The 20438-nt window shown below is 67.3% G+C and carries 15 protein-coding genes and 1 pseudogene; 9 read left to right on the top strand and 7 right to left on the bottom strand.

Annotated features, from left to right (window positions below):
* The first annotated feature begins 268 nt into the window (after positions 1-268).
* Both rpsA and coaE read left to right on the top strand, forming a co-directional pair.
* Positions 269-1576, top strand: coding sequence for a 30S ribosomal protein S1 (gene rpsA / locus ACOGXD_RS15630; protein WP_419917422.1), 1308 nt, complete (start codon positions 269-271; stop codon positions 1574-1576).
* Between the two features lie 65 nt (positions 1577-1641).
* Positions 1642-2265 carry a dephospho-CoA kinase gene (coaE, locus tag ACOGXD_RS15625; protein ID WP_419915934.1) on the top strand — a complete coding sequence of 208 codons (624 nt, stop codon included), beginning with the start codon at positions 1642-1644 and terminating at the stop codon, positions 2263-2265.
* Positions 2266-2269: 4 nt separating this feature from the next.
* Here the strand turns inward: coaE and ACOGXD_RS15620 are convergent, their stop codons facing one another.
* A complete protein-coding gene (locus ACOGXD_RS15620) occupies positions 2270-2794 on the bottom strand; it encodes a hypothetical protein (protein ID WP_419915933.1) in 525 nt (174 codons plus the stop codon).
* Between the two features lie 173 nt (positions 2795-2967).
* Between ACOGXD_RS15620 and uvrB the strand changes: the two genes are divergently transcribed.
* On the top strand, positions 2968-5082 hold the full coding sequence (gene uvrB, locus ACOGXD_RS15615) for an excinuclease ABC subunit UvrB (protein ID WP_419915932.1): 2115 nt from the start codon (positions 2968-2970) through the stop codon (positions 5080-5082).
* Here uvrB and ACOGXD_RS15610 read toward each other — a convergent pair.
* Positions 5079-6170, bottom strand: coding sequence for an S-(hydroxymethyl)mycothiol dehydrogenase (locus ACOGXD_RS15610; RefSeq protein ID WP_419915931.1), 1092 nt, complete (start codon positions 6168-6170; stop codon positions 5079-5081). The genes uvrB and ACOGXD_RS15610 overlap by 4 nt on opposite strands.
* Positions 6171-6326: 156 nt before the next feature.
* On the opposite strand from ACOGXD_RS15610, the pseudogene uvrA reads away from it, so the two are divergent.
* Both uvrA and ACOGXD_RS15600 read left to right on the top strand, forming a co-directional pair.
* A pseudogene (uvrA, locus tag ACOGXD_RS15605) lies at positions 6327-9181 on the top strand (excinuclease ABC subunit UvrA).
* A gap of 39 nt (positions 9182-9220) precedes the next feature.
* Positions 9221-9799 carry a carboxymuconolactone decarboxylase family protein gene (locus ACOGXD_RS15600; RefSeq protein ID WP_419915930.1) on the top strand — a complete coding sequence of 193 codons (579 nt, stop codon included), beginning with the start codon at positions 9221-9223 and terminating at the stop codon, positions 9797-9799.
* On the opposite strand, the gene ACOGXD_RS15595 is transcribed toward ACOGXD_RS15600, so the two are convergent.
* The 5 genes from ACOGXD_RS15595 to ACOGXD_RS15575 form a co-directional block, all read right to left on the bottom strand.
* On the bottom strand, positions 9800-12046 hold the full coding sequence (locus ACOGXD_RS15595) for an ATP-binding protein (RefSeq protein ID WP_419915929.1): 2247 nt from the start codon (positions 12044-12046) through the stop codon (positions 9800-9802).
* Complete coding sequence (locus ACOGXD_RS15590; protein ID WP_419915928.1) at positions 12043-13335, bottom strand: ABC transporter substrate-binding protein; 1293 nt, start codon at positions 13333-13335, stop codon at positions 12043-12045. Before ACOGXD_RS15590 ends, ACOGXD_RS15595 begins: the two co-directional genes overlap by 4 nt.
* Entirely contained in the window at positions 13328-13756 is a 429-nt protein-coding gene (locus ACOGXD_RS15585; protein WP_419915927.1) for an ATP-binding protein, read from the bottom strand. The genes ACOGXD_RS15590 and ACOGXD_RS15585 overlap by 8 nt, the downstream gene beginning before the upstream one ends.
* A gap of 91 nt (positions 13757-13847) precedes the next feature.
* Positions 13848-15020 (bottom strand): PP2C family protein-serine/threonine phosphatase, encoded by a 1173-nt coding sequence (locus ACOGXD_RS15580; protein WP_419915926.1) that lies wholly within the window; start codon positions 15018-15020, stop codon positions 13848-13850.
* A gap of 8 nt (positions 15021-15028) precedes the next feature.
* Positions 15029-15364 carry an STAS domain-containing protein gene (locus ACOGXD_RS15575; RefSeq protein WP_419853797.1) on the bottom strand — a complete coding sequence of 112 codons (336 nt, stop codon included), beginning with the start codon at positions 15362-15364 and terminating at the stop codon, positions 15029-15031.
* Between the two features lie 268 nt (positions 15365-15632).
* On the opposite strand from ACOGXD_RS15575, the gene ACOGXD_RS15570 reads away from it, so the two are divergent.
* From ACOGXD_RS15570 to gap, 4 genes are all read left to right on the top strand, one after another.
* Entirely contained in the window at positions 15633-16475 is an 843-nt protein-coding gene (locus ACOGXD_RS15570; protein WP_419914603.1) for an IS5 family transposase, read from the top strand.
* Positions 16476-16513: 38 nt separating this feature from the next.
* On the top strand, positions 16514-18388 hold the full coding sequence (gene uvrC, locus ACOGXD_RS15565) for an excinuclease ABC subunit UvrC (protein ID WP_419915925.1): 1875 nt from the start codon (positions 16514-16516) through the stop codon (positions 18386-18388).
* Between the two features lie 35 nt (positions 18389-18423).
* Positions 18424-19338 (top strand): RNase adapter RapZ, encoded by a 915-nt coding sequence (gene rapZ, locus ACOGXD_RS15560; protein ID WP_419915924.1) that lies wholly within the window; start codon positions 18424-18426, stop codon positions 19336-19338.
* An 89-nt stretch (positions 19339-19427) separates the two neighbouring features.
* Positions 19428-20429 carry a type I glyceraldehyde-3-phosphate dehydrogenase gene (gene gap / locus ACOGXD_RS15555; RefSeq protein ID WP_419915923.1) on the top strand — a complete coding sequence of 334 codons (1002 nt, stop codon included), beginning with the start codon at positions 19428-19430 and terminating at the stop codon, positions 20427-20429.
* The last annotated feature ends 9 nt before the right edge of the window (positions 20430-20438 follow it).

Genomic DNA, 20438 nt, shown 5'->3' with positions numbered 1-20438 from the left:
AGCCTTTCCGTGCGCTGTGCGCGGCATGCTCAGCCGCCTGCGCCCGTACTCCCGACCTGAGCATCCCCCCGTGACCGACGCCATTGCCCCCGCTCCAGACCTCGAAGACCCAGCACTCGCCGAGTCGCCGCCACCCGACGACTCGCCGGAGACACCGCCCGAGGCGCCAGACGGGGAGAGCACGAGCGAAGAGAGCGGTAACGGAGCCTCGACGGGCGACTTCGGCACCTTCACTGATGCGGGCGACTATGTGCCGCGCACGGTCACGATGGATGACCTCGGCGACACGTCGTTCGAGGACGCCGTCGCGCAGACCATCGTCGAGTTCGACGACGGCGACATCGTGGCCGGCACCATCGTGCGGGTCGACCGCGACGAGGTGCTGCTGGACATCGGCTTCAAGTCCGAGGGTGTGATCCCGTCGCGCGAGCTCTCCATCCGTCACGACATCGACCCGTCGGAGGTCGTGGACGTCGGCGATCAGATCGAGGCCCTCGTCCTCCAGAAGGAAGATCCCGACGGCCGCCTGGTGCTGTCCAAGAAGCGGGCGCAGTATGAGCGTGCCTGGGGCCGTATCGAGGAGATCCGCGAGTCCAACGGGGTCGTCAAGGGCCCCGTCATCGAGGTGGTGAAGGGCGGGCTGATCGTCGACATCGGGCTGCGCGGCTTCCTGCCGGCATCGCTGGTGGAGCTGCGGCGCGTCCGCGACTTGGCCCCCTACGTGGGCCAGGAGCTCGAAGCCAAGATCATCGAGCTCGACAAGAACCGCAACAACGTGGTGCTCAGCCGGCGTGCCTGGCTCGAAGAGAGCCTCAAGGAGGAGCGGGAGGGCTTCCTGCGGGACCTCCAGCGCGGCGAGCGGCGAACCGGCCGGGTCTCGTCGGTGGTCAGCTTCGGCGCATTCGTCGACCTCGGCGGCATGGACGGTCTCATTCACGTCTCGGAGCTGTCCTGGAAGCACGTCGATCACCCCAGCTCGGTGGTCAGCATCGGCGACGAGGTCACGGTGGAGGTGCTCGAGATCGATCGTGAGCGTGAGCGCATCTCGCTCTCGCTGAAGGCGACGCAGCAGGATCCGTGGGAAGCGTTCGCGAACTCCCACCGGGTCGAGGAGCTGGTGTACGGCCGGGTCACCAAGCTGGTGCCATTCGGTGCGTTCGTGCAGGTCGGCGACGGTATCGAGGGCTTGGTGCACATCTCGGAGATGTCGGCCCACCACGTCGAGCTGCCCGAGCAGGTGGTGACGCCCGGCGAGGAGCTCTGGGTGAAGATCATCGATCTCGACCTGCAGCGCCGCCGCATCAGCCTGTCGATCAAGCAGGCAGCCGAAGGCGGTGTGGTCGCGGAGGAATACCGCGAGGCATTCGGCGATCATGCCTACGACGAGGAAGGCAACTTCATCGGCGAGTTCAGCTACGAGACGCCTGCTGACGGCGAGGAGTCCGAAGCCGAGCGGGCGTGGCGCGAGTACTACGAGGAGCACGGCGAGGAGGCCTACCGCCAGGCCCTCGCGCACTACGAGAACCAGGGTGCCGACGGCGAGCCTGCTGCGGCCGCCCCAGAAGGCGACGCCTAGCCCGCTGGCTCCCTGCCGAGCCTGAACCTGCAGCCGTCGGGCTCCATTCAGTTGACTGCAGTCTGGTGATCACAATCGGACTGACCGGCGGCATCGGCAGCGGCAAGAGCACAGTTGCCTCGGGCTTTGCCCGCCGGGGTGCCGCGCTGATCGACGCTGACGCCATCGTTCGCGAGCAGCAGGCACCGGGCAGCCCGGTCTTGGCGGAGATGGTGGAGCGCTTCGGCGATCACATCGTGGCGCCCGATGGCACGCTCGACCGAGGCTCGGTTGCGGCCATCGTGTTCAACGACGCCGACGCCCTTGCCGATCTGAACGCGATCACCCATCCGCCGGTCGGTCGGGAGATCCGTCGCCGGCTGGGCGAGCTGGAGGGCACAGATCGACTGGTGGTGCTCGACATCCCGCTGCTCGGCGAAGGCTTGGCCAAGGGCCGGCCGCCGCGCTACCAAACCAGCGGGATCCTGGTGGTGGACACGCCGACCGAGGTTGCTGTGGAGCGGCTCGTGACCTCGCGGGGCTTCTCCGCCGATGACGCACGTGCGCGCGTCGCAGCGCAGTTGTCGCGTGACGAGCGACTGGCCATTGCCGACTGGGTCATCGACAACTCCGGCGGCCCCGACGAGCTCGAAGCCGCCATCGAAGCGGCTTTCAGCTGGGCCAGCGCACTCCCGCACGTGCCGACCTGAGCAGTCAGATGATGATCGGGGTTCCGCAGTGAGGGCAGCTCGGCTCGGGTGAGCGCGTATCGAACTGCGACGGCTTGATCAGCAGGAAACAGCCTTCGCAGAGGATCTCGTCTTCCTGCTTGGAGGCTGAACGGGAACCTGTGACCATGCCGATCTCATCGTCATCGTCGTCCTCGTCTTCGTCTTCCGACGCCAGCCGTTCCTTGAGGATCTCGCCGAGGTCTGCCTCGAGCTCCTCGTCGTCTTCGTCGTCGTCTTCGTCGTCGGAGGCGGGGCGCACCCCGGCGGGCACTTCGCGGCTCGGCCCGGCGTCATCGTCCGACGACGCTGTCTCGCCATCACCCAGCCCGTCCGTGTCCAAGTCGTCGACATCGTCGACGTCGTCGTCGAGGTCGGCCACGCCCAGCTCTTCGTCTTCGAGATCGTCGGGGACCGGCTCGAAGTCGTCGCCCAGCAGGTCTGGGTCATCCATGGCGTCGTCGAGCGCGTCGTCGTCGGACTCAGATGCGTCTGGTTCGTCGCGGCTCATGGGCGGTCTCGGGTCGTGAAGGAGTCGGGTTTCGACAGGTCGGCGGTCAGCGCGGCAGGATAACCACCCGGCCGGTCGCACGGGGGCACCGCTCCGGCGGGGTCGTTCCCCCTGCGCGCGAGCGGTTGATTGCTGCCGGAATCGCGTGGCGCTGCGGCCGTAGCCTCTCGGTCATGGCATCCGTCTCTACGGCGCCGTCGCAGCAGGACGCAGGCGCAGTCGAGCCCGGCCGAGCCCGCCCTTGGCTGCCCGAACCGACTGCCGCCCACCCGTTCCGGGTCAGCGCAGGCTTCGAGCCGGCCGGCGACCAGCCGCGCGCCGTGGCCGAGCTCGCGGACGGCGTCATCCGCGGCGACCGGTTCCAGACGCTGCTCGGCATTACCGGTTCGGGCAAGAGCGCCACGATCGCATGGACGATCGAGCGGGCGCAGCGCCCGACGCTGGTGCTCGCTCCGAACAAGTCGCTGGCGGCACAGCTTGCGAACGAGTTCCGCGAGTTCTTTCCCGACAATCGCGTGGAGTACTTCGTCTCGTACTACGACTACTACCAGCCCGAGGCATACATGCCGGCCTCGGACACCTACATCGAGAAGGACTCCAGCATCAACGACGAGATCGACCGGCTGCGGCACTCGGCCACGGCGGCCCTGCTGACCCGACGGGACGTGATCGTGGTGGCATCGGTCTCGGCCATCTACGGCTTGGGCGCACCGGAGGAATACCTGCGCCAGATGCTGTACCTGCGCGTCGGCGAGGTGGTCGACCAGCGTGCGGTGCTGCGCCGGCTCGTCGACATGCAGTACGAGCGCAACGACACGAACCTGGTGCGGGGCCGGTTCCGGGTGCGCGGCGACACGCTCGAAGTGCATCCGGCCTACGAGGAGTTCCTGGTGCGGGTGGAGCTGTTCGGCGACGAGATCGATCGGATCAGCCGCATCGATCCGGTAACCGGCGAGCGCCTCGGCGAGCTCGAAGAGGTCACGGTCTTCCCGGCGTCGCATTACGTCACCGGCGAGGACAAGATGCGGACGGCGATCGCCAAGATCGAGGCTGAGCTCGCCGAGCGGCTGCAGTTCTTCGAGAAGGAGAACAAGCTGCTCGAGGCGCAGCGGCTGCGCATGCGCACCGAATACGACCTCGAGATGCTGGCCGAGCTGGGCTACTGCAACGGCGTCGAGAACTACTCGATGCATCTCGACGGTCGGGTGTACGACGAGCCGCCGTACACGCTGCTCGACTTCTTCCCCGACGACTACCTGCTGGTGATCGACGAGAGCCATGTTGCCGTTCCCCAGCTGCACGGCCAGTTCGCCGGCGACCGGCGGCGCAAGGACACCCTGGTGGAGCACGGCTTCCGGCTGCCCTCCGCGCGCGACAACCGGCCCCTGCGCTTCGACGAGGTGATGGAGCGGCTGAACCAGGTGGTGTTCCTGTCGGCCACGCCGGGCGACTACGAGCTGCGCACGAGCAGCCAGGTGGTGGAGCAGATTGTCCGGCCGACCGGTTTGGTCGATCCTGAGATCGTGGTGCGCCCCACCAAGGGCCAGATCGACGACCTGATGGGCGAGATCGAGCGGGTCACTGAGCAGGGCCAGCGGGTGCTCGTGACCACGCTCACCAAGAAGATGGCCGAAGACCTCACCGACTACCTGCTGGAGCTGGGCGTGCGGGTGCGATACCTGCACAGCGAGATCGACACCATCGAGCGCATCGAGATCCTGCGCGACCTGCGGCTCGGCCACTTCGACGTGCTGGTGGGCATCAACCTGCTGCGGGAAGGCCTCGACCTGCCCGAAGTGAGCCTCGTGGCGATCCTGGACGCCGACAAGGAGGGGTTCCTGCGCAGCGAGACGTCGCTCATCCAGACCATCGGGCGAGCGGCACGCAACGTCGACGGCCAAGTGGTGATGTATGCCGACGAGTTCACTCCGTCGATGCACCGCGCGGTGTCCGAGACCAACCGGCGGCGGGGTTTGCAGCAGGCGTACAACGCCGAGCACGGCATCGACCCCCAGACGATCCGCAAGGCCGTCACCGACATCCTCGAAGTGCTGCGAGGCCCGGCCGAGACGGCACCGGTGCCCGAGAAGCTGGTGTCGGGCCGCGTAAACGCAGAACGGATGAAGGCCGCCTACGGCGACCTGCCGGCCGATGACCTGACCCGGCTCATCGCCTCGCTGGAGGAGGAGATGGCCGAAGCGGCCGCCGACCTGCGATTCGAGTACGCAGCCCGCCTGAGAGACGAGCTCAGGGAGCTCCGCCGGGACCTGCGCGACGCCAGCGCCTAGAGCATCACAACGGAGCGCAGCACTTCGCCGTGCTCCATTTTCTCGAACGCTTCCTCGACGCCTTCAATCCCGATCGTCTCGCTGACGAACTGGTCGAGCGGCAGGCGGTCCTGCAGGTGCAGGTCGATGAGCATGGGGAAGTCACGGCTCGGCAGGCAATCGCCGTACCACGAACTCTTGAGCGAGCCGCCGCGCCCGAAGACCTCGATCATCGGCAGCTCGATCTTCATGGTGGGGTTCGGCACGCCCACCAGCACCACCGTGCCGGCCAGGTCGCGGGCATAGAAAGCCTGCTCATAGGTCTGGGGCAGACCCACGGCCTCGATGGCCACGTCCACGCCGTTGCCGTCGGTCAGCCCGCGGATCGCCTCCACGACTTCGTCGTTGCTCAAGCCCGCCGAGTTGACGGTGTGGGTGGCGCCGAAGTCGCGGGCCCAGTCGAGCTTGCGGTCGTCGAGGTCGATGCCGATGATCGTGTGCGCTCCGGCCAGGCGGGAACCGCAGATCGCGGCATCGCCCACGCCGCCGCAGCCGAACACGGCCACGCTGTCGCCGCGTCCGACGCCGCCGGTGTTCATTGCGGCACCCAAGCCGGCCATGACACCGCAGCCGATGAGACCGGCAACCTGGGGCGGGGCCGCAGGGTCCACCTTGGTGGCCTGTCCTGCCGCTACCAGGGTCTTCTCGGCGAACGCACCGATGCCCAGCGCGGGGGACAGCTCCACGCCGTCACGGGTCATCTTCTGCGACGCGTTGTGCGTGGCGAAGCAGTACCACGGGCGGCCACGCTGGCATGACCGGCAGAGGCCGCAGACTGCTCGCCAATTCAAGATCACGAAGTCGCCGACGGCGACGTTGGTGACGCCGGCGCCCACTTCCGACACGACGCCTGCGGCCTCATGGCCGAGCAGGAACGGGAACTCATCGTTGATGGCTCCCTCGCGGTAGTGCAGGTCGGTGTGGCACACGCCGCATGCCTGGACGTCGACGATCACCTCGCCCGGCCCGGGGTCGGGCACCACGATCGTCTCCACCGTGACCGGTTCGCCGACTGCTGCGGCTACGACACCTTGTACTTCATGTGGCATGACGCGACCCTACTTCTGCCGATTGCAGCTCTAGAGCGTGCGCGGATTGGCGCACGAACTTGTGTTTGCGTCCGGGATGACTGGCGGGGTCGCAGGTAGGCTCCACCCGAATGGGCGGACGCCGGACCGACAGACGCCGACGGGGCGGGCGGCAGGATGGGTGAGCGGCTCATCGTTCGCGGGGCGCGAGAGCACAACCTGCGCAATGTCAATGTGGAGTTGCCCCGCGATCGCATGATCGTGTTCACCGGGCTGTCGGGCAGCGGCAAGTCGTCGCTGGCCTTCGACACCATCTACGCCGAGGGGCAGCGGCGCTATGTGGAGTCGCTGTCGGCCTATGCACGCCAGTTCCTGGGCCAGATGGACAAGCCCGACGTGGACTTCCTGGAAGGCCTGTCGCCGGCGATCTCCATCGACCAGAAGAGCGCCAGCCGCAACCCGCGTTCCACCGTCGGGACGATCACCGAGGTGTACGACTACCTGCGGCTGCTCTACGCCCGCATCGGCACTCAGCACGACCCGCAGACCGGCGAGATCGTCGAGCGCCAGACGGCCCAGCAGATCGTGGACCGGATCATGCAGCTCGGGGAGGGCTCCCGGTTCGAGGTGCTGGCCCCGGTGGTGCGCGGACGCAAGGGCGATTACCACACGCAGCTCGGCGACTTCGCCCGGCAGGGCTACGCCCGTGTGCGTGTGGACGGCGAGATGCTGGATCTCGGCAGCACCGACGAGATCGAGCGGCTGGATCGCTACGTCAACCACGACATCGAGGTGATCGTCGACCGGCTGGTCATGCGTGCCGACATCGAGCAGCGCCTGACCGAATCGGTGGAGGCTGCGCTGGGGCTGGCCGACGGGCATGTGTGGATTCACCAGGTTCCGGGCGGCAACGGTGTCCCGGACGATGCGCCCGAGATGCTCACCTTCAGCCAGCACCTGTTCTCGCCCACCACCGGCCGCTCCTTCGAGGAGCTGGCGCCCCGCAACTTCTCGTTCAACTCCCCGTACGGTGCCTGCCAGACCTGCGACGGCCTCGGCACCCGGTACGAGGTGGACCCGGAGCTGGTGGTGCCCAACACCGAGCTGTCGGTGGCGAACGGCGCGCTCGCCCCGTGGGCGGGAGCGACCGGCAAGTGGTTCACCCGGCTGCTCGAAGCGATCGGCGAGCAGCAGGGCATCCCGCTCGATGTGCCGTGGGCAGAGCTGGAACCGGGACAGCGAAAGCTGCTGCTCGAGGGCGCGCCTGCCGGCGAGCAGATCACGGTGCGCTACCGCAACCGCTATGGCCGCTCGCGCAGCTACACCACCCGCTACGAGGGCGTGATTCCCTTCTTGCGCCGCCGCCATGCCGGCACCGAGAGCGACTGGTCGCGCAACCGCATCGAGGGCTACATGCGCGAGGTGCCGTGCGGCACCTGCCACGGTGCGCGGCTCAATGAGGTGTCGCTGGCCGTGCGCGTGGCCGGCCGGAACATCTTCGAGCTCTGCTCGGCATCCATCGGGGAGGCAGCGAAGATCGTCGACGGCCTGGATCTCACCGAGCGGCAGCGCATCATCGCCGCGCCGATCATCAAGGAGATCGATGCCCGGCTGAACTTCCTGCTCGACGTCGGCCTCGACTACCTGACGCTGAACCGTTCGGCGGCCACGCTGGCCGGCGGCGAGGCGCAGCGCATCCGGCTGGCGAGCCAGATCGGCAGCGGGCTGGAGGGCGTGCTGTACGTGCTCGACGAGCCGTCGATCGGGCTGCACCAGCGCGACAACCGCCGCTTGATCGACACGCTGCTGCACCTGCGCGATCTGGGCAACACCGTGCTGGTGGTGGAGCACGACCTGGAGACCATCTCGGTTGCGGACTGGGTAGTCGACATCGGCCCGGGCGCCGGCGAGCACGGCGGCGAGATCGTTTACAGCGGGCCGGTGGACGGCCTAGCGGGTGCACCGGGCTCGGTGACGGGGGAATACCTGGCCGGTGTGCTGGAGATTCCGATGCCGTCGCTGCGGCGCCCCCGCGGCGATGACCGGCTGGTGGTACGGGGCGCACGCGAGCACAACCTGCGCAAGATCGACGTGGAGTTCCCCCTGGGCTGCTTCATCTGCGTGACCGGGGTGTCGGGCTCGGGCAAGAGCACGCTGGTGAACGAGATCCTCTACAAGGCGCTCATGCAGCGGATCTATTCATCCAAGCAGGTGCCGGCCTGCACACGGCAATCGAAGGCGCCGAGGCGCTCGACAAGGTGATCGACATCGATCAGTCGCCGATCGGCCGCACGCCCCGGTCGAACCCGGCCACCTACACCGGTGTCTTCGACCACATCCGCAAGCTCTTCGCCGCTACCAACGAGGCCAAGGTGCGGGGCTACCTGCCGGGCCGATTCAGCTTCAACGTGAAGGGTGGGCGCTGCGAGGCCTGCTCGGGCGACGGCACCATCAAGATCGAGATGCACTTCTTGCCCGACGTGTACGTGCCCTGCGAGGTGTGCAAGGGCGCCCGGTACAACCGCGAGACACTCGAGATCCGCTTCAAGGGCATGACGATCGCCGACGTGCTGAACATGCCCTGCGAGGACGCGTTGGAGTTCTTCTCTGCCCAGCCGCCCATCCGCCGTCACATGCAGACCCTCGTCGACGTCGGGCTGGGCTATATCCGGCTGGGACAACCCGCGACGACGCTGTCAGGCGGCGAGGCGCAGCGAGTCAAGCTGGCCAGCGAGCTGTCGAAGCGATCGACCGGCCACACCATCTACATCCTCGACGAGCCCACCACCGGCTTGCACTTCGAAGACATCCGGCGCCTGCTGGGCGTGCTCGACCGGCTCGTGTCGGGCGGCAACACCGTGGTGGTCATCGAGCACAATCTCGACGTGATCAAGACCGCCGACTGGATCGTCGACATGGGTCCCGAGGGCGGCATCGGCGGCGGCACCGTGGTGGCCGCCGGCACGCCTGAGCAGGTCGCGGCCACGCCCGAGTCTCATACCGGCCGCTATCTGGCGCCGCTGGTCGGCTGAGCATCCCCCAACGAATTCTCCGAACGAAGGAGCACTGAGATGAGACTGCCCGAGATCACTCCTGAAGAGCTGACCGGCGGCGGTCGCGAGGTGTACGACGCCTTGCGCAGCGGGCCGCGCAGCGCAGCCACAGCCGACCTGAACGTCAAGAGCATCGTGGGCCCGTATGGCGTCTGGGTGCGGGCGCCTGCCATCGGGGGGCCCACCCAGGCGCTCGGTGCCGCCGTCCGGTTCGCGGGCGGCCTGCCCGAGCCGGTCAAAGAGGCGGCCATCTGCACGGTCGGGGCGCACTACCGGTCGAAGTTCGAGTTCGCCGCCCACGAGCGCCTGGCTCAGATGGCGGGCATCGAACAGCGCCACCTCGATGCGCTCCGCGACGGCAGGCTCGCGGAGTTCACCGGGCAGGAAGCCATCGCTCACCGCGTTGCGGCAGAGCTGCTCGAGTCGCACGCCATGAGCGATGAGACCTACGCAGCTGCGGTCGAGGAGTTCGGCACCGAGGGCGTCATCGAGCTGGTGACCACGGTGGGCTACTACTGCCTGATCTCGCTGACGCTGAACGCCTTCGAGATCCCGCTGCCGCCCGATTGGGAAGATCCCTTCCCCGACGGAGACTGATCAGCTCGCCGGAGACGGTTCTTCGGTTTCGATCGGCTCGACGGGGGCTGCGCGCTCGAGCGGCAGCTCCACCGTGAACTCGGTGTACTCGCCGGGCTCGCTCTCCACCGAGATCTGCCCGCCGTGACCTCGCACGATGTCATTCGACATTGCCAAGCCCAGCCCCGTGCCCTCGTTGGTGGGCTTGGTGGTGAAGAACGGCTCGAATATGCGCTGAACGACGTCTGGCGGGATGCCGGTGCCGTTGTCGCGAACCTTGATCACAGCCGACTCGTCGGTTCGCTGCGTGCTGAGCCAGATCGTGGGGAAATAGGGCGTGCTGTCGCCGTCGCCCGCCGTGACCATCTTGCCTGGCTCGCCGCCAAGATCCCGCCAGCGCTCGTTTGCTGCATAGCCGGCATTGGTGACCAGGTTCAGGAACACGCGGCCCATGTCCTGCGGGATGACCTCCAGCTCGCCCACATCGGGGTCGAAGTCGCGCTCGATCGTCACGTTGAAGTCGGCGTCCTGCGCTCGGGCGCTGTGGTAGGAGAGCATTGCGTGCTCGTCGAGCAAGGCGTTGATCTCCACGGGACGTGACTCGCCGCCGCCCCGGCCCATCATCAGCATGCTCTCCACGATGCGGTTGGCCCGGTCGCCGTGCCCGCGGATGCGGGTCAGGTTCTCCTTGAGGTCGCCGGTGATCTCGGTGATGTAATCGGCCTGATCGTCGGGCGGTTCGGGATCTGCGATCGCTTCGAGCAGTTCTTCGAGCAGCTCATCGGACGACTCGGCGAAGTTCTTGACGAAGTTCAGCGGGTTGCGGATCTCGTGGGCGACGCCGGCGGTCACTTCGCCGAGCGCTGCCAGCTTCTCGTTGGCCACGATCTGGTCCTGCGCACGGTCGAGGTCGGCGAGCGTCTGCGAGAGCTGCTCGTTGCGCTCGCTGAGCTGGCCGGCGAGCTCCTCGACCAGGTTGAGCCGCTGCACTTCGAGTGCGGCCTTGCGGAACTGCTCGAGCGCGTCGGCCATCTCGGCAACTTCGTCGCGGCCCCTCGTGTCGACGGGGGTCTCTAGGTCGCCGCCCGCCAGGGCCCGCATGCGGTTGGACAATTGGCCGACGCGCCGCAGGATCCGCTTGCCCACGAACAGCCAGCTGATGAGCAGTGCGCCCAGAATGCCGACGATGCTGATGACGACCAGCAGCAGGCGCCCGGTGTTCACCGCCTGCTCCGAGGCCTCGGTGGCGACGTCGACATCGGTCTCCACCGCACCGACAAGCGACTCGATCTCGCCCACCAGCGCCACGCCCAAGGCCTGGTTCTCGGCGAGCTGCCGGCGCTGGGACTCCTCGATCTGCAGGCGTCGCTGGGTGACGTCGAACACGCTGCCGTCGTTGAGCCCGAGCGCGAAGAGGCGGTCGACGGAGGGTCGCAGGTCGTCGCCGGCGGCCTCGTCGAGTGTTGCCACGCTGATCTCGATGCGGTCTCTTGCAGACTCGAAGCTCTCCCGCAGCGGCTCGATCAGCGCCGACTGCGATGCGCTGAATGCGCTGGCCAGCAGCTCGGCAGACTGCGCCACGTCGCCGCCGAGGGCGGACCAGTGGCGGTACAGGCGCACCTCTTCATCGGAGCGGTGGACGGCGTCGGGGACCGGCGGGGTGTCGAGATCTCGCTGCCCGGCTACCAGGTAGAAGAGCTGGTCGTCGAGCGCCGGCACTATCTGGCGCTCGAGGTCGCGCACCGCGGCATCCACCTCGGCCCTGAGCTCGTCGGCCTCCGTCCCGAGATTGAAGTACTCGGGCATCTCGGCCTCGATAGCGGCAATGTTCGAGTTGAGCTGCGCGGCGTACCCGCGCATCTCGCCCAGCCACATCGAGCCCGTGCCGCGGTTCCACAGCAGCTCCAGCTGCGTCTCGAACTCGGATCGCGCCGCGGCGATTCCTGTCACGACGGTCTCGAAGTCGTCCGGGGTGGAGGACACGAGCGCCGGCCCGCCGGCTACCAGCCGGTTGCTCGACTCGGCGACGCCGAACGCGGCGCTCAGCTCCGGGATGGCGCCCTCGTTGACCTCCTTCTCCGCCTCGCCGACACGGGTGAAGGAGATCCAGGCGACGAGACTCGCCGCCAGCGTCAGCAGCAGCGGGGCGGCGATGCCCGCGTACATCTGGGTCGAGATCCGGTGATGTACGGACGGCTTGCGGTGCTCGAGCACCGCGTTGTCGTTGCTGCTCGGCGGCGTCTCGTCGGTGGTCGCTGCGTCGGTCATGGCTCTGTGCTGGTCAGCGTTTCAATGGATCGGTAGGCGCCGTCGGGCCCGATCTGGGTGACGAAGACAGCGTCGGATCCCTGGTTGTCTTCGGTAATGCTCTCACCGTCACCGAAGTTCATCATGAAGCCGTCGATGTCCAGTTCGTCAGCCCCCAATATGGAGTTCAGGAAACACTCACGCGTCACCGAGCTGCCGCACTGCTCCAGACCTGCAATCGCCAGCCTTCCGGCGATGTATCCCTCCAGCGACACGAATCCGGGAACCGCGTCGGGGTCGATCTCGTGCAGGGCGGCCTGGTAGGCCGCGACGACCGGCGTGGAATCGTCGAAGGGGAACGGCACGACCTGGGTGACCAGCACTCCCTCGCCCTCGGCGCCGAGCTGGTTGGCCAGCGCATTGGCTCCGACGAAGGACAGCGTGATGAACACGGGATCGAAGCCCGTATTGCGTGCCCAGGAAATGAGCGTGCCCACGGGTTCGTAGGCACCGACCATGATGACGGCCTCAGGGTTGCCTGCTCTCAAGTCCAGCAGCGCCGATTTGATGGCCGTGGTGTTGCGAGGGTAGAAGCCGATGGCGACCGGTTCCATGTCGCGTCGCTCGAGCGCGGCCAGTGCGCCGAAATAGCCCGCCCGCCCGAACGAGTCGTCTTGGAAGAGCACGCCGATGCGATCGATGCCGAGGTCGGTGGTGAGCCGTTCCACCATCTCCTCGGTCTCCTGGGCGTAGGAGGCGCGCAGATTGACGATGTTGGTCCAGTCGTCGTTCCGCAGGAAGCCAGCCCCGGTGAACGGCGCGACATACGGCACGTCGGCTGCCGCGGCCACCGGTGTTGCGGACCGGGATGTGGGCGTGCCCACGGCACCGATGAGAGCGAACACCTCTTGTTCCTCGATGAGCGAGCGGGTGTTGGCGATGGCCTCTTCGGGCTCGTACCTGTCATCGAGCGACTCGAGCACGAGCTGCCGCCCGTTCACGCCGCCGGCGCGGTTGGCCTCTTCGAATGCCGCTTGGATCCCGAGTTGCATGCCCAAGCCGAGTTCGGCTGCGGCACCGCCGAGGGCGGCGGACTGCCCAAACACGACTCGATCGGCGTATACACCGGTTTCGTCGCTGAGATTGTCGGGAACGGTCGGGCGAGCCGGCGCAGCGACGGTGCCGGTGGGACCTGAGGCGTCCGAGCCGCTGCTGTCTGGGTCGCTGCAGGCGCCGAGCAGGGCAGCGGCGGCAATGGCAAGAGCCGCCGCCGAGGCGCCGGCGCGCATTCTTGCCGTGCCGTCAGGCACCAGCCCGGGCGACCAGCGTCAGGTGGTTCTTGCCATCGGCGTGCTTGTACGCAAGATCTTCGGCCATCGTGCGCACGAGGTGCAGGCCCAAGCCGCCGATCGATCGCTCCTGCAGCGGCAGGTCGGTGTCGGGAGACGGCTCATCGTTCAGCGGATCGAATGCGGCGCCGTCGTCGACGAGGGTGATGGTGACCGAGTTCTCGCCGCTCTCCAGCGTGATCTCGATGTCGCTGAGCCCGCTGGTGCGCCCGTGCGTGAGCGTGTTCAGGATGAGCTCTTCGAGGATGAGGTTGGACCTCAGGACAAGGTCTGGCGCCCAATCGTCCAGCTCGGCCATCTCCTCCACGAATGCCACGATCCGCGGCAGCGCTTCGGCTGCCGCAGCGCCCGGCACTGGTGTGATGTTCAGCGAACGTCGCATGGCTGATGCTCCGTAGTGGGAGTTCTGCGGCGCGGCCGAGTGCGCATGAGCGGGTCAATCGCCGGACGGGCGCCGCTGAGCGTGAACCTGTTCATGAGGCATTCCGATGCAGCGCCAGGCAGGTGATGTCATCGGAGGCGGGGGCTTCGCCGGCGAACTCGTGAACCGCGTCGAATATCGCAGTCATTGCCGCGTCAGCGTTCTGGGGCGGGTTGCCGACGAAGAGATCGAGGAGTCGAGCAAGACCGAACTCCTCGTGGTCCACGTTCATGGCCTCGCTGACGCCGTCGGTGTAGAGAATGAGCGTCTCGCCGAGGCCCAGCGAGACCGTGTGCTCGCTCAGATTGGCCGTGAAGAGTTCCTCGGGCGCGACGCCCAAGGCGATGCCTCCGGTGGCGGGCAGTTGCTCGGCGCTCCCGTCGGCCCGGACCACCACCGGCGGGTCGTGGCCGGCGCTCGAATACGTGACGTCGCCGTTGTGTGGGTCGTAGACCGCCATGATGACCGTCACGAACATGAAGGTGGGGTTGTCGGCTTGGAGCACCCGGTTTGCTTCGATGAGGGCCTCGCGCGGCGAACCGGTACCGATGGCCGCGCCCTTGAGCGCCGTCCGGCTCGACATCATGAACAGCGCTGCGGGAATGCCCTTGTCGGAGACATCGGCAACTGTCGCGAACATCCGGTCTTCCGGAACGCCGACATAGTCGTAGAAGTCGCCGCCGACGTTGCGCGCCGGGACCATGTTGGCGTTGATCTCGTACATGGCCGTCGCCGGGAAATCGGACGGCAGGATCGACTGCTGCACGTTGGTGGCGATGTCGAGCTCGTTCTGGAGCGTGACCAGCTTGTCGCGCGATGCCGTGGCCTCCCGCCACTGCCGGAGATGCTCGACCGTGCGCTCGATCGTGATCTGCAGGTCGTCGAAGTCGACCGGTTTGGTGACGAAGTCGAACGCGCCCCGGTTCATGGCCGTGCGGATGTTGCCCATGTCGCCGTAGGCGGAGATGATGACGGCGCGCAGATCCTGATCGAGCGAGCCGAGCTGGGACAGCAGGGTCAGCCCATCCATCTGCGGCATGTTGATGTCGGACAGCACTAGGTCGATGCTGTCGTCGGCCCGCAGCTTCTCGAGCGCCTCCAAGCCGTTTCCAGCGAACTCGAATTCGTATTTGCCGCTGCGGATGTGTCTCCGCATGCGCTGCAGGACGAGCGGCTCGAGATCGGGCTCGTCGTCGACGACGAGGATGCGCCAGGGCTGGGACATGGGCGTGGCTACGCCAGCTGTGCCTTCGCCTCGTCGAGCGTTCCGAACACCGTGATGATCTGATTGAAGCCGCTGATGCGGAACACTTCGTCGACCGAGGCTGCGAGCGAGCAGACGGCGAACGGCGTCGAACTGCCGCCCAGATGCTGGGCGAGCAGCAACAGGACACGCAGGCCGGCGCTGCTGATGTAGTCGATGCCGCCCATGTCGAGGATGACGCGGTTGTCATCGCCCGAAAGCGCAGCCATCAGCGACTCGTGAAATTCGGCGGAATTCGATCCATCCACCCGGCCCGCGGGACTGATCACGTTCGTGCCTGCGTCCCGCTCCTGTGCGAGTTCCATATTGTGCAGCCTCCTGCGCAGCTACGAGATGCGGAAGTACCGCATCATGCCAGTCCTGAGGCATGCCCGATCCGACACCCCAAAGTTCAGGCCTTACGTCGGCGAAACCTACTACACGCCTTCGCGGTATCCACCTCATCGGCCCACCTCCGGGGCGCTTGCTCTTAGGACCCGCGCCGGTAGGTGAGCATCCACCGGTCGTTGTGGTGTCTCGCGTTTGATGGCGAGTGCATTCACCCACCAACGACCAGTGGAGGCTGTGGGGATCATGACACGCGCTATGGACCCGGAGGTGTCAGACGCGATCTGGGCGGCTGTGAAGCCGTTGGTGCCGCCGCCCGATGACAGCCATCCGTTGGGCTGCCACAACCCCAGAGTGGCTGATGAGGTGTGTTTTCGGGGGCTGTTGATCCGGCTGGTGACGGGCTCGTCGTGGACCGACATCGAGGCGATCATGGACTATGCGGTGTCGGACACGACGCTGCGCCGTCGACGCGACGAGTGGATCGCTGCGGGTGTGTTCGACAGGCTTCGTGCTGAGGCGCTCGCGGCGTTCGACCGGATCGTCGGCCTCGACCTCGGTGTGGTGGCGGTCGACGGGTCGATCCACAAGGCGCCCGGCGGCGGGGAGGGCACCGGCAAGAGTCCCGTGGACCGGGGCAAGCTGGGCTGGAAATGGTCCGTCGCCGCTGAACGGCACGGCATCCCGATCGGGTGGAGCATCGACGGCGCGAACCGCAACGACGTCGCTCTGCTGGGGCCCACCCTCGACGCTGTGGACGCCGCCGGTCTGCATCACGACATCGGCACCCTGAGCCTGGACCGCAGCTACGACTACCCCAAAGTGCGCGCAGCTCTCGCCGCCCGCGGGATCACCGATCTCGACATCCAGCGACGCGGCACCAAACCCCCGCCCGGCTCGCGGGGCCGGCTCACCTTGGGGCTTCGCTGGATCGTCGAGGCCACCAACACCTGGTGGTCCAACTACGGCCAGCTCCGACGCAACACCGACCGCAAACCCCTCCACCGCCACGCCGCCCTCTGTTTGGCCACCGCAATCCTGATCACCGCACGCCTCATCGACCACCGAAACCGCTGGACACGCAACTGACCAACACACCTACCGGCTCAGCTCCTTAACCTGCGAGTGTGGGTCTGCGTCCTGAGGGGGGATCAGTTCCGGATACGCCCGGCAGCTACCAGTTCCTGGACGCGGACGGGCGCATCATCTACGTGGGCAAGGCGAAGAGCCTTCGATCCCGCCTGAACAGCTACTTCGGCGATCCCGCCGGTCTGCCCCTGCGCACGGCGCAGATGGTTGCGTCGGCCGCGTCCGTCGAGTGGATAGAGGTGTCGACCGAGGTCGAGGCGCTCATGCTCGAGTACAGCCTCATCCAGCGGCACCAGCCGCGATTCAACGTGAGGCTGCGCGACGACAAGTCGTATCCATTCTTGGCGGTGACCCTGCTCGACGAGTGGCCCCGCGCCATGGTCATGCGCGGGCGGCGCAAGCGCGGCAACCGGTACTTCGGACCGTACGGGCACGCGTATGCCATCCGCGAGACGCTCGACCTGCTGCTGCGGACGTTCCCGATCCGCACGTGCAGCGACAACAAACTGGCCACCCACCAGCGCCTCGGCCGGCCGTGCCTGCTGTACCACATCGAGCAGTGCGCAGGGCCGTGCGTGGGCGAGATCGGGCGAGACGAGTACGACCGGCTCGTGCGGGAACTGGTGCGTTTTCTCGAAGGAGATACCGACGCGATCGTCAACGATCTCGAGCAGCGCATGGCCGATGCGTCGACCGAGCTCGAGTTCGAGCTGGCGGCCCGGTTGCGGGACCGGCTTGCCAGCGTGCGACGCGCCATCGAAAAGCAGCAGCTCGCCGGGACGCGCAACGAGGATTTCGACGTGATCGGCATCAGCGACGACGAGTTGGAAGCGGCCGTCCAGCTGTTCTTCGTACGCAAAGGGCGGGTGATGGGCCAGCGAGGCTTCGTCGTGGACAAGGTGGAGGCACTGGACGGCCCGCAGCTCGTCTCCCGCGTGCTCTCGGGGCTGTACCACGAGGAGAACCCGCTGGGCTGGCCCAAGCTCGTGCTGGTGCCGGAGCTGCCGTCGGACACGGCGGTGTACGAGCAATGGCTGAGCGAGCAACGTGGCTCCCGGGTGACGCTGCGCGTCCCGCAGCGGGGCGACAAGAGCGCCTTGATGGACACGGCGTGCCACAACGCGCGCGAATCGCTCGCACGCCATCGGATGCGTCGAGGCAGCGATCACAACAGCCGCGCACGGGCGCTGAATGAGCTGGCCGAGCACTTGGAGCTGCCCCGGCCGCCGCTGCGCATCGAGTGCTACGACATGAGCCACCTGCAGGGCACGAACTATGTCGGCTCCATGGTGGTGCTCGAGGACGGGCTGCCGCGCCGCAGCGAGTACCGGCACTTCCGGCTTCGCAACGTGGACGGCAACGATGACTACGCGGCCATGGACGAGGTGCTGCGACGCCGGCTGCGGAACTACCTGGCGGAGCGTGACCTGCCTGCATCCGAACAGGGCCGCTTCGCCTACCCGCCCCAGCTGCTGGTGGTGGATGGCGGCAAGGGGCAGCTCGGCGTGGCGGCTTCAGTGCTCGACGAGCTGGGGCTCCGCGAGCAGATCCCGGTGTGCGCTCTGGCCAAACAGTTCGAGGAGGTGTTTGTGCCGGGCCGCGCGGAGGCGGTGCGCATCCCTCGCCAGTCCGAGGCGCTGTACCTGCTGCAGCGGGTGCGCGACGAGAGCCACCGCTTTGCCGTGTCGTACCACCGCAGGCTGCGCAGCAAGGCCATGAAGCGGGGGGTGCTCGACGGCATCGCCGGGCTGGGGGACAAGCGGCGAGCGCGGCTGGTGCGCGAGCTCGGCAGCGTCGGTGCGGTCAAGTCGGCCTCGCTCGACGACTTGCGGGCGCTGAGCTGGCTGCCCGACACCGTGGCGGAGGCGGTGTACGCCGCAACGCACCCGGAGGCAGCGCTGGCGGGTCCCTGATGCTCAGCCGAGAGGCGCCCCGTACCCTCGGCTGCATGGCTGGGGGGCCGGAGTTCGTGATCGTGGCCGGCTCGTCGGGTGCGGGCCGGTCCACCGCGGCAAATGCGCTGGAGGACGTCGGCTGGTTCGTCATCGACAATCTGCCGCCGCACTTGATCGGTGATGTGGCGGACATGGTGGCTCGGCCCGGTGCGCGGCTGCGTCGCGTGGCGCTGGTAGCGGGAACCCGGGAGTACCGGGAGGATCTGGTGACGGCGATCACGCAACTGCGCGAGCGCAATGCCGCCGTGCGCGTCGTCTACCTGGATGCTCCCACCGACGTGCTGGTGCGGCGCTACGACGACACCCGCAGGCGGCACCCGCTGCATACCGGCGATCAACCGGCCATTGCCGATGCGCCCGAGCAGGCGATGGCGGAACCGGTGGCGGAGTCGGTCATCGACGCCATCGAATTGGAGCGTGAACTGCTGGCCGACGTGCGCGAGACGGCCGACGTCGTCATCGACACGGGCGACCTGAACGTCCACGAGCTGCGAGACCGGGTGCACGACGAGTTCGGGACCACCGGCGATGAACTCCAGATGCGCACCGCAGTCATGTCCTTCGGGTACAAGCACGGCGTGCCGCGCGAGGCCGACCTGGTGCTCGACTGCCGCTTCCTGCCGAACCCGCACTGGGTGCCTGAGCTGCGGCCATTTACCGGTCTGCATCCGGGTGTGCGCGACTGGGTGCTCGGCCAGCCGGCGACCATGACGTTTCTTGAGCACCTGATGCCGTTGCTCGCATCGCTGTTGCCGTCGTACCGGACCGAGGGCAAGGCGTACCTGACGATCGCGCTGGGCTGCACCGGCGGACGCCACCGCAGCGTGGCCATCGCGGAGGAAGTGACCCGGCTGCTCGCCGATCAGGGCCACGATCTGCACTGCCGCCACCGCGACATCGCCCGCTAGCCACCATTTGCCCGCTAGACAGCTAGCGACGGAATGGGCCGGGGCGCAGGCAGCCCGCCAGGCCCGCAGAGCGAAGAGGACAGCAGCAGATGAGCGTGCGCGTGGGCGTCAACGGCTTCGGCCGGATCGGGCGCAACTTCTACCGGGCGGCCGACCGCCCCGACTGCGACATCGAGATCGTGGCGGTGAACGATCTCGGCGAAACCGCCACCATGGCCCACCTGCTCAAGTACGACTCGGTGCTCGGCAACCTGCCGCACGACATTGCTGCTGCCGAGGGCGGCATCTCGATCGACGGCACGGTGCTGCCGGTGCTGTCCGAGCGCAACCCGGCCGACCTGCCGTGGGGTGACTACGACGTCGATGTCGTTGTGGAGTCGACCGGCATCTTCACGTCCCGTGACAAGGCGGCGATGCACCTGGACGCCGGCGCACCGCTCGTGATCGTGTCGGCGCCGGCCTCGGGTGCCGATGCGACGTTCGTGGTGGGGGTCAACGACGCCGACTTCGACCCCGAAGCGCACAAAGTGGTCTCGAACGCGAGCTGCACCACGAACTGTTTCGTGCCGATGGTGCAGGTGCTCGACCAGGCCTTCGGCGTGCAGCAAGGCCTCATGACCACCATCCACGCCTATACCGGCGACCAGTCGCTGGTGGACGGGCCGCATGGCGACCTGCGGCGGGCCCGAGCGGCAGCAGTGAACATCATCCCCACCTCGACCGGAGCCGCCCGGGCCACGGGACTGGTGCTGCAGGCCATGGACGGCAAGCTCGACGGCACCTCACTGCGGGTGCCGATCCCCGATGGCTCGATCACCGACTTCACGGCGACGCTGGACGCCAGCCCCAGCGTCGACGAGGTGAACGAAGCCTTCGCCGCCGCTGCGGCCAGCGGCCCGCTGGCCGGTGTATTGGACTATTCAGAAGACCCGCTCGTGAGTGCGGACATCGTGGGCAATCCGGCGAGCTGCGTGTTCGACGCTGGGCTGACCATGGCGATGGGGAGCATGGTCAAGGTGCTCGGCTGGTATGACAATGAGTGGGGCTACTCGAATCGGCTCGTCGACCTCGTGGGCATCACCTGCAACTGATGAACGACG

The organism is Candidatus Poriferisodalis sp. (assembly GCF_965204125.1).
Classification (GTDB): domain Bacteria; phylum Actinomycetota; class Acidimicrobiia; order Acidimicrobiales; family Poriferisodalaceae; genus Poriferisodalis.
The sequence above is the reverse complement of the archived record's forward strand: the minus strand, read 5'-3'. Positions and strand labels throughout refer to the sequence as shown.